The sequence below is a fragment of the Pseudomonas synxantha BG33R genome (genome assembly GCF_000263715.2).
Taxonomy (GTDB): Bacteria; Pseudomonadota; Gammaproteobacteria; order Pseudomonadales; family Pseudomonadaceae; genus Aquipseudomonas; species Aquipseudomonas synxantha_A.
The window spans coordinates 3307563-3323171 of sequence record NZ_CM001514.1 but is presented as its reverse complement, the minus strand read 5'-3'; the positions used below and the strand labels follow the sequence as shown (position 1 = coordinate 3323171).

Genomic DNA, 15609 nt, shown 5'->3' with positions numbered 1-15609 from the left:
CAGCCTGTTCTCTCCCTGACTTGTGACGAATCCCTTGAAACTCATCATTGTTGCTCTCTACGTTGCCTCCATTGCGTATGTACACCTGCGTGGTCGGGTGCGACACAAGCTGGGTCGCCAGCTTAGCGATCACTCGACGTTCCTGGCGCCGATCAACTGTTTTCTCTACTTGTTCTCCAGGCAGCCCAGCCGTCCCTATCTGTCGCCCAGCGATTTTCCAGACCTGAGCCCCTTGCAGGAACATTGGCAAGAGATCCGCGAGGAAGGCCAGAACCTGATGCGGGCCGGGGAGATCAAACGTTCGGATCAGTACAACGACGTGGGTTTCAACTCGTTTTTCAAGTCGGGCTGGAAGCGCTTTTACCTCAAGTGGTATGGCGACAGCCACCCATCGGCGATGAAGCTGTGCCCGCGCACCACCGAGTTGGTGCAAGGGATTGGCTCGATCAAGGCCGCGATGTTCGCCGAACTGCCACCGGGCTCCAAGCTGGTGCGCCACCGTGACCCGTACGCGGGCTCCTATCGGTACCACCTGGGGCTCGATACCCCCAACGACCCAGGGTGCTACATCAATGTGGATGGCGAGAGCTATTACTGGCGCGACGGCGAGCCGGTGATGTTCGACGAGACCTACATTCACTACGCAGAAAACACCACCCAGCAGAACCGTATCATTCTGTTCTGCGATATCGAACGCCCGATGAAGTACCGCTGGGCGGCGGCATTCAACCGTTGGTTCAGCCGCAATGTAATGGCCGCTGCAGGCTCGCCCAATGATGATGGCGACAAGACCGGCGGCCTCAACCGCGCCTTTACCCGCTTGTACAAGATCCGCCTGCGCGGCAAGGAGCTCAAAAAGCGCAACCGCACTCGCTACTACCTGGAGAAATGGGCGATTTTTGCCGGTCTGGCGCTGATCTTCATTCTTATCTGAACCCTGTGTCGGGCGCGAATCACTGCGGTGGTTTTGCGCCCAGCTTGTCCCACATCTTCTTGCTGATCTTCTGCCGATTGGCATAGCCGGCCCATGGGTCGCCCTTCAAACCCTGAAGACGCTCATGCAGGTTCGCCACCGTCCACTGCTGGGCGCCACGCAACCCTTTCAACTCTTCCCGACTGACCGGCACCGATACCGGCAAACCCGGCCGTGCACGCACGGAGTATGCCGCCACAGTGCTGGCGCCACGGGCGTTGCGCAGGTAGTCGATAAAGATCTTGCCTACACGGTTTTTAGGGCCGCTGGTGGCGGTAAAGCGTTCGGGCAGTTGCTGGCTCATAAACTGGGCAATGGCCTTGGCGAATGCTTTGACGGCGTCCCAGCCATCACGCCGGGCCAGTGGCACGATCAGGTGCAGACCTTTACCGCCGCTGGTCTTGACGAAGGCTTGCAAGCCCAGCTCATCCAGCACCGACAGGGTCAGTTCGGCCGCTTCCAGCATGGATTTCCAAGGCAGGGCCGGGTCCGGGTCGAGGTCCAGGACGAACAGGTCAGGGGTTTCAATCTTGTCCGTAGTGGCGCCCCAGATATGCAACTCGACAGTGCCCATTTGCACGGCGCCGGCCAGCGCCTCTGCGCTGTCTACCTCCATCAGGCGTGCATGACCGGGATCCAGGGCCTGATCCAGTTGCTTGATGTGGGGAATTGTCAGGCGTTCGGAGTGCTTCTGAAAAAACTGCTCCCCTTCGATGCCTTCGGGCGCGCGCAGCAGTGACACAGGACGACCGCGCAGGAACGGCAGGATCCATTCGCTGATGTCGGCGTAGAACTGCGCCAATTGCTGTTTTTGCGTGCCACTGTGCTTGTCGATAATGCGATCGGGGTGGGTGATTTTCACGTTCTTCACCGCTGTGTCGGCTTTATCGGTTTTCTGCGTCTTCGAGGCATTGACCGACTTTGCCGCACGCGGCTGTTCATGAATGATCTGCGACGCAGGCTTATCAGTGCGCAGCCCCACAAAGGCGGCCTGGCGCACCACGCCTTCACGCGTCCATTCGGCGAATTGCACTTCACCCACCAGGCGCGGCTCGACCCAATGCACGCCACGGGCCTGGGTGCTGGTCAAAGGCTTATGCAAGGGCGAGTCCTTGCGCTCCAGCGGCGTGAGCTTGGCGTAGATGGATTTCAACGTGGCCTGATCAAATCCGGTGCCCACACGCCCGGCATATACCAGCCCGGTTTCATCGTTGACCGCCAGCAGCAACGCGCCAAACCCGCTGCGCGAACCCTGAGGGCGGGTGTAGCCCACAATCACGAACTCCTGGCGAAGGCGGCATTTGAGCTTGATCCAGTCAGCACTGCGGCGGGACACATAGGGGCTGCCTACACGCTTGCCGATCACGCCTTCGAGCGCCAGGTCGCAGGCACTTTCGAAAATATCGCGGTGGTTGGCGGCAAAGGCTTCGGAGAAACGCAGCAGTTTGCTTTTGCTGCCGGCGAGCGCAGCTTTAAGCGCAGCCCGACGCTCCTCGACCGGATCTTCGCGTTGATCACGGCCGTTCAGGAAGGGGGCATCAAACAGGTAATAGACGATGTCCAGGCTGCGGCCGATATCGAAGGCATTCTGCAATGCCTGAAAATCCGGCAAGCCGTCGCCGTTGAGGCTGACCACTTCGCCATCCAGCCAGCTGTCCTTGAGCTTGAGGGCTTGCAAGGCTTTGGCCTGGCGCGGCAGGCGTTCGGTCCAGTCGTGGCCGTTGCGAGTGAACAGGCGCACTTCACCGTCATGGATGCGCGCGAGAATGCGATAACCGTCGAACTTGATCTCGTAGCTCCAATCGCCCTCGGGGGCGCGATCGACCAAGGTCGCCAATTGCGGGGCAAATTCTTCGGGTATGGCGCTCACTTGCGTGCGGGCCTTGGCCTTTGGCGCTGGCTTTTTTTGGACTGGGGCCCTGGCCTTGGGCGTGCCGACCACCGCATCGCTGAGCACGCTGGCAGGCTTGGCGTCGACAATATCGTATTCAGAAGCGGGGCGTGCCTGCTGGTCTTTTTCCTTGATCAGCAGCCACTGCTCCTTGTCGCCACTGCCCTTGAGTCGGGTGCGTACCAGGGTCCAATCCCCAGCGAGTTTTTCGCCCACCAGCGTGAACTTGAGCTTGCCGGCCGCATAGGCTTTGCGCGGCTCATCATGGGGCTGCCAGATACCTCGGTCCCACACAATCACATCGCCTGCGCCATATTGGCCGGCTGGAATGCTGCCCTCGAAACCGCCATAGCTCAGGGGGTGGTCTTCAACGTGGACCGCCAGGCGCTTCTGGCTTGGGTCCAGGCTCGGGCCCTTGGGCACCGCCCAGCTCAACAGCACGCCATCGAGTTCCAGGCGAAAGTCATAATGCAGGTTGCGCGCATCATGCTTTTGAATCACGAAGCTCAGCGCCGAGGCTTTCCGCTTGCTGGCGGGTGAGCTGCCGGCGGGTTCGGCGGTGATCTTGAAATCGCGCTTGCGGTTGTATTCGCTCAGGGGCTTTGCCATGTCGTGCTCCAGTCAATGGCAGGCTCAAGAGGCCTTTTTGTTGGATTTCTTCGCGGCGGGCTTTTTCGCCGCGGGTTTGCCCGCCAGGCTGCGTTTAAGCAGTTCGGTCAGGTCGATAACGTCGGCGGATTTGCGCTCCTCGCTGTCTTGGCTCGACTCCACGTCTTCGATCTTGCCGGCCTTGGCCTTTTTCGCCACCAGCGCCATGATCTTGTCCTGGAAGCTGTCGCGGTACTCGTCGGGTTGCCAGTCTGCGCTCATGTCTTCCACCAGGCGCTTGGCCATATCCAACTCACCCTTGGCCAGGGTCGGTTTGGTTACATCGGCACCGAGTTCCAGCTCGTCCAGGCTGCGCACTTCCGCGGGCCAGCGCAGCATCACCAGTACCAGGGCCGATTCGAGCGGCATCAACGCGGCCAAGTGCTGTTTGGTATGCAGCACCACATTGGCCAGGGCGACCTTGCCGGTTTTCTTCAGGGTTTCGCGCAGCAGTGCATAGACCTTGCCGCCGCGTTTGTCTGGCGCCAGGAAGTAGGGCGTGTCGATGTTTTGCAGGGGGATCTGGTCAGCGGCGACAAACGCGATGATCTCAATGGTCTGGGTCGATTTCGGATGGGCCGAGCGAATTTCATCTTCGCTGAGCACCACATAACGGCCCTTCTCAAAGGCGACGCCCTTGACGATATGCTCCTTGGTGACTTCCTTGCCCGTGGTTTTGTTGATGCGCTTGTAGCCGACCGGGTCCATGCTGCGTTTGTCCAGCCAGTCGAAATCAACGCCTTGGGAAGATGTCGCCGAGACCAGCGACACCGGGATATGAACCAGACCGAAACTGATAGCGCCTTTCCAGATTGCCCGTGGCATAACTCCGATTCCTTAAAAAGTGAGCCTGTTGTGGTGACTCGCAGGGCGCGGCAAAAGTTTCGGCGGGCAGATGCTCGGACAGATCGTGTTACACCTGATGAGAAACTATTTAGTGTCGCAAGCCGAACCCATGGCGTAGCGTGTTATCGAAAGCACGTAGTACTCGGCATAGAGAGGCTCCGTCATGAAGGGTTATGTACGTTATCTTGCAGTACTTGCGCTGGGCCTGGCCCTGGCGCCTTGGGCCCAGGCACAAAACCTGCCGGGCCAATACGACACCAATAACAGCCCGATTCACCGGGCCAACCCCAATAGCATGCAGGGCACTCAGCCCAATGCACCTGCGGCCGGCGGTATCCAGACTGCGCCCACCGGCCCTCGGCCGACCGTGGAAAACCGCGGAATCGGCAATACGTATCCCAAGCGCGACGCAGCTCCCAGTCGCCCGGCCACCGAAACCAAAGCACCCACCTATGATGCCAACGGCAATCGCCGGTAAGGACTTCGCCTTATGTTTCTACGCAAAACTCTGCTAGCGGCTGTGTGTGCCGCCACGCTGCTGCCGCTGACCACCGTTTATGCCGCCGATAGCCAGCAATTCCCCAGCGAGCAAGGCAGTATCACCGTCACGCCGATCGCCAAAGGCCTGGATCATCCCTGGGCGCTGGCGTTTCTCCCGGATCGGCAGGGCTTCCTGGTGACCGAGCTTCCCGGGCATCTGCGATTTGTCAGTCCCGACGGTAAGCTTTCCGCTCCATTGAAAGGGGTACCACAAGTGTGGGCCAAGGGGCAGGGCGGGTTACTGGATGTGGTGTTGTCACCCGACTTCAAGCAGGACCGTATGGTCTACCTGTCGTACGCCGAAGGCGGCGGGCAGGATGGCAAAGCCGGAACCGCTGTGGGGCGCGGGCGCCTGTCTGCTGACATGAGCGGCCTGGAGAACTTCAAGGTGATCCTGCGCCAGGAGCCCAAGCTGTCTACCGGCAACCACTTCGGCTCGCGCCTGGCGTTCGATCGTGACGGCTATCTGTTCGTGACCCTGGGCGAGAACAACGACCGACCGACCGCCCAGGACCTGGACAAGCTGCAAGGCAAAGTTGTGCGCATCTATCCAGATGGCCGCGTACCGGATGACAACCCCTTCGTCGGCCAACCCGGTGTACGTCCCGAGATCTGGTCCTACGGCCAGCGTAACCCACAGGGCCTGGCGCTGAACCCGTGGAGCGGTACGATCTGGGAAAACGAGCACGGGCCGCGTGGGGGCGATGAAGTGAACATCATCGAGCGCGGCAAGAACTACGGCTGGCCGCTGGCGACCCACGGCATCAACTACTCCCTGCTACCGATTCCCGAAGCCAAGGGCAAAACGGCAGAAGGCACGGTGCAGCCCCACCATGTCTGGGAGAAGTCCCCGGCCATCAGCGGTATGGCGTTCTACGACGCCGACCGGTTCAAGGTGTGGCAGCACAACCTGTTTATCGGTGCGCTGGGCACTCAGGAGTTGATTCGGTTGCAGTTCGAGGGTGACAGGGTCGTTCACGAGGAACGTTTGCTGGGCGAGTTGAAAGCGCGAATTCGTGACGTGCGGCAGGGGCCGGATGGGTTTCTGTATGTGCTGACGGATGAGGATAATGGCGTGTTGTATCGGGTCGGGCTGAATCAGGACTGATGCCTTTCGGTAATCGCTTTTTGTAGGAGCGAGCAAGCTCGCTCCTACAGAGGGTAAGAGAGCTACAGGCCTAGGTCTGACAAGCCCGGGTGATCATCCGGGCGACGCCCCAGCGGCCAGTGGAACTTGCGTTCGCTTTCCTGGATCGGCTTATCGTTGATGCAGGCAAAGCGGTTGGCCATCAGGCCGTTTTCATCGAACTCCCAGTTTTCATTTCCGTAGGAACGAAACCAGTTGCCGGAGTCGTCATGCCACTCATAGGCATAGCGCACGGCGATGCGGTTGCCGGTGAACGCCCACAACTCCTTGATCAATCGATACTCCAGTTCCCTGGCCCATTTACGGCTCAGGAACTGCCTGGCTTCTTCGCGGTTGTGGGCGAATTCGGCGCGGTTACGCCACTGGGTGTCCAGGGTGTAGGCCAGGGAAACCCGTTCTGGGTCGCGGGAGTTCCAGCCGTCTTCGGCCAGGCGAACTTTTTCGATGGCCGACTCGCGAGTAAAGGGCGGTAGGGGCGGGCGGGCTTGTGCATTGACTGACATGGGGTGGCTCCTGAAAACAATAGGGTTGAATGATAGAAGTTGCCAATTCCGAGAATTCAAAGTCCCAATAACGTTCGCGCCATGCATTGCGCATTATCGGCAGCTGTTGAATCACCCATGATCAGGGCAACGGTAATGGCGCCATCGATCAGGATCAGCAGTTGCGCGGCCTGCTGTTGCGGGTCGGGGGTGCCATGTGCTTGACACAGTTCAAGTGCGTACTCGAACAGTTTGTGTTTGTGGGCCTTGGCCAGCAGGCGCACCGGATCTTGAGCGTTGCCAGTTTCGCCACTGGTATTGATAAAGGCGCAGCCGCGAAAATCCGCGGAACCGAACCAGCTTTTCAGGGCGCTGAACAGCGCCAGCAGGCGCTCGCCGCTGTTGTCGCTGCGTTCCACTTCGCTGCGCAGCCACTGCATCCAGCGTTCGTCGCGGCGCTGCAGGGCGGCAATCACCAACTCGTCCTTGTTGGCGAAATAGCGATAGATGCTTTTTCTCGATACGCCAGCGGTTTTTACCAGCAAGTCCATGCCGGTGGCGGCGATGCCATGGCGATAGATCAGCTTTTCGGTGACGTCGAGGATAATGTCGCGGGTTATGTCGTTCATGCTTATTACAGTAGAACGATCGTTCTTCTTGGTCAACCGGCTTTTTTCCATGCCGTACGGCGAGACCTGAGCAGTCCCATGGTGTAAGCTCTGGACCTCTTCGGATTCGACCCATTGCGAGCCCTATGCCGTCGTTCTTCAAACGCTCCCTGTTGCCCAAACTACGCGGTTTCCCGCTGTCCCCGGAGGCCATCGAGGTGCTGTCGGGCGCCGATGCCTATCGTCGCTGCCTGCTGGAAAAAATCTCCCAGGCAACGCGTCGCATCTACATCGTCGCCTTGTACTTGCAGCACGACGAAGCGGGGCAGGAGATCTACGACGCGCTGCACGCCGCCAAGGCGGCACGGCCGGAGTTGGACATCGTGGTGATGGTCGACTGGTTGCGCGCCCAGCGTGGTTTGATTGGCGCCGGCAAGCAGCCGGGCAACAGCGCCTGGTACCAGGCCATGACGCAAAGCCACGCCAGCGAAGTGCCGGTGTATGGCGTGCCGGTGCAAACCCGCGAGCTGTTTGGCGTATTGCACCTCAAGGGCTTTGTGATCGATGACAGCGTGCTGTACAGCGGCGCCAGCCTCAACAATGTGTATTTGCACAAGTTCGACAAGTACCGCTTCGATCGTTACCACCTGATCCACAGCCAGGTGCTGACCGATTCGATGCAACACCTGATCGAGCACGGCCTGGTGGCATCCAAGGCCGTGCACCGCCTGGACCTGCCCAACCCGCCGACCACCCGCAGCCTGCGCAACGATATCGGCGACCTGCGCAGCCGTCTCAAGCACGCGGCCTATGACACCACGGCCGGGCAGTTGCCCAATGGTCACCTCTCGGTGAGCCCGTTGCTCGGCGTCGGCAAGAGCAACCCACTGAGCCGGGTCATTCTGGAGCTGATCGCCAGCGCCCAACAGCAGTTGATCATCTGCACGCCGTATTTCAACCTGCCGTTGCCGGTGACCCGCGAGATCAACCGCGCCCTGGCGCGTGGGGTGAAGATCGACATCGTGGTCGGCGACAAGACGGCCAACGACTTCTATATTCCGCCCAGCGAGCCGTTCAAGGTGATCGCGGCCTTGCCTTATCTGTATGAGATCAGCCTGCGGCGCTTTGCCAAGCGTCACCAGCCGATGATCGACAGCGGCCAGTTGAACCTGCACCTGTGGCGCGATGGCGACAACACCTACCACCTTAAGGGCATGTGGGTTGACCAGCGCTATACCTTGCTGACCGGCAACAACCTCAACCCCAGGGCATTTCGCCTCGATCTGGAAAACGGCTTGCTGATCGACGACCCCAAGGGCCAATGGCTGGAGCCGCGGCGTACCGAGCTGGCGCAGATCTTCCAGCACACCACGCGTATCCAGGGCTACCAGCAATTGCAGACGTTGGTTGATTACCCGCCGGCAGTGGGGAAATTCCTGCGTCGGGTCAGCCGAGTGCGTATTGAGCGTTTGCTGTACCGCATTTTGTAGCCGTTATCCCGCAGGCAAAAAAAACACCCAGGCCCCTCAACAGGGCCTGGGTGTTTTTTTGCAGGTCGCCTTTAATTCAAACCCAGCTTGCCGCGCAGCATCGACAAGTCTTCAGCCAGGGTGTTGACCGGGCCCACCAGGGCCTTGCGGTCGTTGTCCTTGACCTTGTCGTAGGTTTCAAAGCCGCCATCCTGGGTCTTGTACTTGGCCAGGATCTTGTCCACGGTGGCGAAGTTTTTATCGACCTTGGCCAGGAACGCCTGGTCCTGCTGTCCGATCTGGCCACGGAACAGATCGACGATTTTCTTCGCACCGTCGATGTTGCCCTGGAAGTCATACAGGTCGGTATGGCTGTAGCGGTCTTCTTCGCCGGAGATCTTGGTGGCGGCGACTTCCTCCAACAGCGCCGCAGCGCCGCCGACGACTTTTTCCGGGGGGAAGGTCAGGCCATCGACCCGCGTCTTGAGATCGTTTACATCGGTATTGAGCTTGGCGGTCAGTGCTTCCAGACCCTTGGTCGAGTTTTGCGCGAACAGCGCGTATTCAATCCGGTGAAAGCCGGTGAAGTCTTCGGCCGTCACACCTTTTTCATGGTCATCGACACGCGAATCGATGGACGCGTCGAGGTCGCTGAACAGCTCGGCGATCGGCTCGATGGCCTCATAGTGCACGCGGGTCGGCGCATAGAGCTTCTTGGCGATGGCCAGGTCACCTTTATTGATGGCGTCGGTAAACGCCTGGGTCTGGGTGACCAGCTCGCCGATTTCCTCGGTAACGTAGATCTTGTAGTCCGATACCGGGCCTACCAGGTCGAGCGGCGCGGTAGCAGCGAAGGCAGCCAGCGGCGCAAGGCTCATTAACAACGACAACGCGATAGACGACTTCTTCATGGGGGCATTCCGCTCTGGTGTGTTTCAGGTCTTGGCAGGGGGGGTTGAGTGCGTTGCAGCAAGCAGTGTGCGCCCGATGAAATCCTCAGGGCCGGTGACGCCGGGCAAGGTGAAGAAATACCCGCCGCCGACCGGCTTGAGGTATTCCTCCAGGGGTTCGCCGTTGAGCCGCGTTTGCACGCTGATAAAGCCTTTCTCCAGGTCAGCCTGATAGCAGATGAACAACAGGCCCATGTCCAACTGACCGTTTTTGTTGACGCCGTTGGAGTAGTTGAACGGCCGCCGCAGGATCAGGTTGGCCTGGGTCTGCGGGGTGCGCGGGTTGGCCAGGCGGATGTGCGCATCAAGCTTGGTCAACTTGCCATGCGGGTCTTTGCTGTAGTCCGGCACCTGGGTTTCATGCTGGCCATCCATGGGGGCGCCGGTGGGTTTGACACGGCCGATGATGCTTTCCTGTTCTTGCAGTGGGGTGCGATCCCAGCGCTCGACAAAGTTGCGGATGATACGCACGGCCTGGTAACTGCCATGGGCCGCCCAGGCGGGTTCGTCGCTGCTCGGTTGCACCCAGACGATCTGGTCCATGGCCTTGGCATCGTTGGAGTCGGGGTTGGCCGAACCGTCGCGAAAACCCAGGAAGTTACGCGCACTCTGCGCCGGTTCGCCGGGTTTGGCCGGGGCCTGGGGCGGCACGCTGCCTTCTTGTTTCCAGCGCACCAGCAGCAAGTCAGGCAGGTTTTTCACGATATCGCGCAGGGCGTGGATGTTGGTATCGGGCGTGTTGGAACTGAACTGCAGGCTCAGGTCGCCGTGGCACTGCGCCGGCTCCAGTGCATCGTTGGGGAAACCCACCATGCGGCTCAGGCGCTTGGGTTTGACGGTGCTGAGGCCGAAGCGCTCATCGAACAACGATTCGCCGACCGACACGGTGATGGTCAGGTTATCTGGGGTAACCACCGGGCCAAGGATGCCGGAGTCGGTGGGTGGCAGTTTCGGGTCGACCTGTGGCACGGTGCCGCCGCTCATCAGGAACGCGATACGCTCGTTCAGGGTGCGGAACAAACGTTCGAGGTCCTCGCGGTCGCTGGCCAGTACGTCGAAGGCCACCACCATGCCGCAGGCCGGGCGCGGGGTGACAATGCCGCTCTGATGCTGACCGAAAAAAGCCTGGTGGTCGTGGGTCTTGTCGCTGCGCGGAGCGCTGGTGACTTGCTCGGCTGCTGCGGCCATGGCCGGGCAGGTCAAGGTGCTGCCGGCGATGGCCGCGCCGGTGGCCGCCATGCCCAGCAGGACGCGGCGGCGCGCAAGGTTTAGCTGTTCTGAATCACTCATGTATGCGTTCGTCTCACTGCAGGCCGGAAAGGCCAAGGGCGGGGTCGATTCCATCGAGTGCGGCGGCCAGTGCCTTGGCCTTGTCGGCGATCTGCTGGCGCTGATCGGCGCTGATGCTGTCGTACGTGCTGTAGGTATTGCCGACTTTGAATGCAGCGAGTTCGGCGTCGAAGGCATTCAGCGCGCTGTCGATATCGGGCAGCAAGCCGGCTGCGGACTTGCCCAGTAGCGGGCGCATCAAGTCGACCACTTTACGAGCGACGTCCAGGTTGGCGGCAAAGCCGTTCAGATCAATATGGCTGTAGCGCTCCTCTTCACCACTGCGGGCACGTACATCCGCCAGGCTGTTGAGGTTGCGCACCACAATGCTCACCAATTGCTCTGGGGGCAGCGATTGCGCCAGCAACTGTTGCTTGAGCGTGGTGACGTCGGCCACCAGGCGTTGCGCGACCGGCGCCAGGCCGTCGAGACTGTGTTGCTGGAACAGGCTGTATTCGAGGCGATGGAAGCCGCTAAAGGCAGGGTCCTGCTCGCGCTTTTCAAAGTAGTCGGCGCGGGCGTTGATTGCGTTATCCAATTCGGCCAGGCGTTGAGAGGCAGGCGCCAGGCGCTGATATGCCTCTCGGGCCGGCACATACAGGGCCTGCGCCTGGGCCAGATCACCGGCGTCGATAGCCTGTTGCAGCGCCGTCACCGCCTTGATCAGCGCACCGCTCTGGCCGCTCAAGTACACACGGAACTCCGACAACGGGCCGATAAACGCCACCATCGACGGCTTGGCCTTGGCCTGGGCGTCGGACTCCGCGGTGGGTGTGACATGCAAGGTGCCACGCGGGTTGCTCAACAGGCCACAGGTGATGGCGTAGTCACCGGGCAACAGGTTGGCGTTGATCACCTGGCTCAGGCCTGGGGCAATGTTTTCCCGTTCCTCGACCACCAGCACACCGTCGAGGATTTCCCACTCCACCGCACGGTCGGAGCGGTTGATGATACGAAAGCTTGCGCGCCCGGCCGGCACGGTGAGGGCGTTGGGCTCGCAGGCGTGGCTGTGAATCGTGACTGCGATTTCATTGTGGTTGGTCTGGCGTTTGGTCGCGGCCAATTGCGAGGCGTAGTAGAACAGGCCACCGGCGGCGATCATCACCACCACCGAGCCGGCCACACCCCAGCGCAAGGCGCGGGATGGCGGGGCCGATTGAGGGGTTGGGTTGGACAAGAGACGGTCCTTACTGGCTGGAAACGGAAGAAGTCGTGGCGACAGGCTTGGCGGGGGCCGAGGGCAGGAAGAACATCACCAGAGCCACCACCAGGTAAATCACATAGGCACCCAGGGTGCTGACGGTCGGCGCCTCCTGATAACCGAACATGCCGGCCAGTACCGAGCCCAACGGGCTGTCCATGGGCAGCGCTGCGCTGAAATCGAACAGCACGGTTTGCCAGTGGTTCCACACACCGGCCTCATGCAGGGCTTGCACTGAATTGGCGAGAATGCCGGCCGCCACCACCAGGATGAACAGGCCGGTCCAGCGAAAAAACGCGCCGAGGTTCAGGCGCATGCTGCCGGAGTAGATAAGAAAGCCTACGACAATGGCCAGGGTCAGGCCGAGCAGGGCACCTATCGGTGCGCCCATACCTTCGCTCTGCTGAAACACCGCCAGCAGAAAGAACACCGTCTCCAGCCCTTCGCGGGCCACGGCAAAAAACACCATGGCGATCAGCGCGAAAACCTGGTTCCGGGAGCCGGCCAGGGCATGGTCGAGAGACTCATGCAGAGCGTGTTTGATTGACCGCGCCACTTTGCGCATCCAGAACACCATGGAACTGAGGATACCCACGGCGACAAGCCCTACGATCCCTTCGAACAGTTCCTGCTGCTTTTGCGGGAATTCGGCGCTGACCAACTCAAGGCCGCCACCGACCAGCAAGGCGAGGGCCGCGGCCAGGAATACGCCAATCCACACCGCAGGCATCCACTGGCCACGGCCGGTCTGCTGCAGGTAACTGGCGATGATGCCAACGATCAAGGCGGCTTCAATGCCTTCGCGCAGCATGATTAAAAAAGGAACGAGCATCGGGCACCAGGGCGTAACTAGTTAGGAAGCTAAGTTGTAACATAATGATACTCATTGCTAAACAAGAAATATTGACCTTTGCTGAACGAGGGCTGAACAGTGGTGGCGAAGCGCGACCGCCCTTATGATGCAGGCCACCTGGTTTGCAGTCGGATAACTCAACATCCCATGTCGGAAAAAGACACCATCTCCATCCACCTAGTGCGCGAAGCGCTGTTGCAGAGCTGTGCGCCTGGTGCGGCCACTGTCGAGGCATTGAGCAAAGTCGGGATTGACCCTGCATTGCTTGAGCAGCCCCATGCCCGTGTCCCGGCCACGGCCTATGCGCGCCTTTGGCGTTTGCTGGCGCGGCGCAGGGATGACGAGTTTTTTGGCATGGACCCGCGCGCACTCAAATCCGGCAGTTTGGCGTTTCTGTGTCGCGCCGCCATGGCGCAACCGAGCCTGGCGGCGGGCCTGGAAACCGGCCTGGGGTTTCTGTCGTTGATGCTGGAGCACATGCCGGCCCAGTTGGTTCGCCAACAGAGCCTGGCGGAGATCGTCCTGCTCGAACCCGATGAGCCCAAGCGTGCGTTCACCTATTTCACTTATTGGATGATCGTCCACGGCGTTGCGTGCTGGCTGGCGGGGCGTCGCATCCCGATCCTGGCCATTGAGCTGCGTTGCGCGCAGCCGGACTTCTGTGACGATTACCAGGTAATGTTTTCCGACAACCTGCGCTTTGATCGACCCCGTACCCGCATGATCTTTTCTGCCGACTGCCTGGACCTGCCGATCAAACGCAGTCAGCAGGAGCTCCAACGTTTTCTGGCCCATGCACCAGCCAACATCCTGGTCAAATACCGCGACCCTGAAAGCCTCGCCACGCGCATCAAGCACGACCTTCGGCAGATGCCTCCCGACACCTGGCCGGAAACGGAGGGCCTTGCAGCCAGGCTATGCATTTCTGCGTCCACCCTGCGTCGGCGCCTGGCGGAAGAGGGGCAGACTTATCAGGGCCTCAAAGACAGTGTGCGCAAAGAACTGGCGATTGTGTGGTTGGCTGAACCGCAGATCAGCTTTGCCGAGATTGCCACGCGGCTGGGGTTTGCCGATGCGAGTTCGTTCTATAAGGCGTTTCGTAAATGGTCGGGATCGAACCCGGGGCATTATCGGAGTTTGATTTTGAGCGAATCGAGTCGGTTCTAACCTTCGTTATGCGCAAGTAAGACATTTCTCACTCATTCCTTCACCCCAGTATGACAGAACGCTCCTTCGATATTTTAGGACGCGGCCGGCATATTTGGCGCTTGATTTCGTGCACTGTAAGCAACGTGTTCCTATCCATGTTTTCGGGCACTTAATGTCTGCTTGGTGAACATTGAACTTCGCGTAGTGGGATCCGTGGTTTTATCGTGAAGTGCGCTTATGGGCAAATAAAGTGATCAGCTGCTTTCAAATGAATTATTTATTGATTTGAGGTGAGATTATGAAAGGTCTTATTGCGTTGCCGTGTCTCGCGTTAATGCTTTTTTCTGCTCAGGTGTCTGCCTTGTGTCTGTATATAACTGATAGCTATAGCGGGCTTTTGCAGCCAGGCATGGAAACGGCAGTTTATGGTCCGTTCACAATAACGTCCGCTAATGGGTGTGCTGGTGCGACCATTGATGTTTCTGCTTCCGCAAGCGGTGGGGGGAGGGCGCCGCAGTTGATAATTCAAAAGCAGAGCGGGGCTTCCTGGGGAGATGTTGCTGGAACCTTTGGAAGTAGTACGTCCTTCTCAGGTGTGTTTGGAACCTATCGAGTGGTCATGATTAATTCTGGTTCGGAGGTGCAATCTTACTCTGGCACCGCACGATACGGTCGCTGAGTCGTTAGGCTAAACAGTGCGCCACGAGGTTATTGGCGCACTATTTGCGAGCATCTGAATCAAGCTTTTTCATCTATGGATAAGGCCGTATTGGAAGAGTTTACAAAATAGACCAGTGCCCCCATGGCGTGATTAGCGGCAACCATTCCCTGCCGCCATCTCAACGTATGCTCGTTTGCGGTTGCAGGGTTGTCTTCCAGGAACTCACTGTACTCCACCAGGCGCTCATTAAATAAGGCAATTGCATTGAATTTTACGTGCGTCTCTGTTGGAACACCTTTCGCATCGGTATGCAAATTGCCACCTATGAACATTCTGAATGCATAGATATCAATCATTTCGTGCTCAAATAGTGTGCGCCCTACTTTTCTTAGGTCATCTGAACTAATAGACGTCATGTCATAATCTTTCAAATAAGCCTTCAGCTGGGTGATTTGATTGTTGTCATTGAGCTGTAGGGTGTCAGCTGCCACCTTCTTCTCTGTAATTGTGAATGCATTCCTTGTCTGCTCTGGATTTTTGATCGCGAACGCATTGGTTGCCTTGGTATACGGCATCTGCTCAGCAGTCAACAAGATAGCCATGTCGCCTTCCTCCATTAGTAAGTGACACTTCGTTGTCGACGCGTGTGCGTATTACTTTAATGGCGCGTGGCGCCTGAAATGTGAGGTGGTTGTGAGGCATTAAAGCCTGGCGGCGAGGTACAGCGCGGGACTAGGACATCGCCTACAAAGGCCTTCTTACTTGACTTACAGAAGTTACTTTCAACATTTTAGGAAGTCTTGACAAAAAAAGCCCCGCGACCGAATGGATCGCAGGGCTAAAAATTGGCTGGATGCGACCA

The 15609-nt window shown here is 59.1% G+C and carries 14 protein-coding genes; 5 read left to right on the top strand and 9 right to left on the bottom strand.

The features are described from left to right. Nucleotides 1-34 precede the first annotated feature (34 nt). Complete coding sequence (gene lpxO / locus PSEBG33_RS12800) at nucleotides 35-934, top strand: lipid A hydroxylase LpxO (protein WP_005788506.1); 900 nt, start codon at nucleotides 35-37, stop codon at nucleotides 932-934. A gap of 19 nt (nucleotides 935-953) precedes the next feature. Here the strand turns inward: lpxO and ligD are convergent, their stop codons facing one another. After that, on the bottom strand, nucleotides 954-3473 hold the full coding sequence (gene ligD / locus PSEBG33_RS12805; protein WP_005788505.1) for a DNA ligase D: 2520 nt from the start codon (nucleotides 3471-3473) through the stop codon (nucleotides 954-956). A gap of 24 nt (nucleotides 3474-3497) precedes the next feature. Next, nucleotides 3498-4337, bottom strand: coding sequence for a Ku protein (locus tag PSEBG33_RS12810; RefSeq protein ID WP_005788504.1), 840 nt, complete (start codon nucleotides 4335-4337; stop codon nucleotides 3498-3500). A 184-nt stretch (nucleotides 4338-4521) separates the two neighbouring features. On the opposite strand from PSEBG33_RS12810, the gene PSEBG33_RS12815 reads away from it, so the two are divergent. Further along, a complete protein-coding gene (locus PSEBG33_RS12815; RefSeq protein WP_005788503.1) occupies nucleotides 4522-4836 on the top strand; it encodes a hypothetical protein in 315 nt (104 codons plus the stop codon). Nucleotides 4837-4848: 12 nt separating this feature from the next. Continuing rightward, nucleotides 4849-6006: a PQQ-dependent sugar dehydrogenase gene (locus tag PSEBG33_RS12820; RefSeq protein ID WP_005788502.1), complete on the top strand. Its 1158-nt coding sequence runs from the start codon at nucleotides 4849-4851 to the stop codon at nucleotides 6004-6006. A 62-nt stretch (nucleotides 6007-6068) separates the two neighbouring features. Here PSEBG33_RS12820 and PSEBG33_RS12825 read toward each other — a convergent pair whose 3' ends face one another. Beyond that, nucleotides 6069-6548: a DUF1348 family protein gene (locus PSEBG33_RS12825; RefSeq protein WP_005788501.1), complete on the bottom strand. Its 480-nt coding sequence runs from the start codon at nucleotides 6546-6548 to the stop codon at nucleotides 6069-6071. 56 nt (nucleotides 6549-6604) lie between these two features. Further along, on the bottom strand, nucleotides 6605-7156 hold the full coding sequence (locus PSEBG33_RS12830; RefSeq protein WP_005788500.1) for a TetR/AcrR family transcriptional regulator: 552 nt from the start codon (nucleotides 7154-7156) through the stop codon (nucleotides 6605-6607). A gap of 125 nt (nucleotides 7157-7281) precedes the next feature. On the opposite strand from PSEBG33_RS12830, the gene pssA reads away from it, so the two are divergent. Further along, nucleotides 7282-8625 (top strand): CDP-diacylglycerol--serine O-phosphatidyltransferase, encoded by a 1344-nt coding sequence (pssA, locus tag PSEBG33_RS12835; protein WP_005788499.1) that lies wholly within the window; start codon nucleotides 7282-7284, stop codon nucleotides 8623-8625. 71 nt (nucleotides 8626-8696) lie between these two features. Here the strand turns inward: pssA and efeO (PSEBG33_RS12840) are convergent, their stop codons facing one another. The 4 genes from efeO (PSEBG33_RS12840) to efeU are packed head-to-tail and all read right to left on the bottom strand — an operon-like array spanning nucleotide 8697 to nucleotide 12916. Beyond that, complete coding sequence (gene efeO / locus PSEBG33_RS12840; protein WP_005788498.1) at nucleotides 8697-9515, bottom strand: iron uptake system protein EfeO; 819 nt, start codon at nucleotides 9513-9515, stop codon at nucleotides 8697-8699. A 24-nt stretch (nucleotides 9516-9539) separates the two neighbouring features. Further along, the gene (gene efeB / locus PSEBG33_RS12845; protein WP_005788497.1) at nucleotides 9540-10844 is read right to left on the bottom strand and encodes an iron uptake transporter deferrochelatase/peroxidase subunit; all 1305 of its coding nucleotides are present in this window, start codon (nucleotides 10842-10844) and stop codon (nucleotides 9540-9542) included. A gap of 13 nt (nucleotides 10845-10857) precedes the next feature. Further along, nucleotides 10858-12060 carry an iron uptake system protein EfeO gene (efeO, locus tag PSEBG33_RS12850; RefSeq protein WP_005788496.1) on the bottom strand — a complete coding sequence of 401 codons (1203 nt, stop codon included), beginning with the start codon at nucleotides 12058-12060 and terminating at the stop codon, nucleotides 10858-10860. Between the two features lie 10 nt (nucleotides 12061-12070). Next, on the bottom strand, nucleotides 12071-12916 hold the full coding sequence (gene efeU, locus PSEBG33_RS12855; RefSeq protein ID WP_005788495.1) for an iron uptake transporter permease EfeU: 846 nt from the start codon (nucleotides 12914-12916) through the stop codon (nucleotides 12071-12073). Nucleotides 12917-13084: 168 nt separating this feature from the next. On the opposite strand from efeU, the gene PSEBG33_RS12860 reads away from it, so the two are divergent. Beyond that, entirely contained in the window at nucleotides 13085-14104 is a 1020-nt protein-coding gene (locus PSEBG33_RS12860; protein WP_005788494.1) for an AraC family transcriptional regulator, read from the top strand. A 720-nt stretch (nucleotides 14105-14824) separates the two neighbouring features. On the opposite strand, the gene PSEBG33_RS27410 is transcribed toward PSEBG33_RS12860, so the two are convergent. Next, nucleotides 14825-15349: a hypothetical protein gene (locus tag PSEBG33_RS27410; protein WP_032803564.1), complete on the bottom strand. Its 525-nt coding sequence runs from the start codon at nucleotides 15347-15349 to the stop codon at nucleotides 14825-14827. Between the last annotated feature and the right edge of the window lie 260 nt (nucleotides 15350-15609).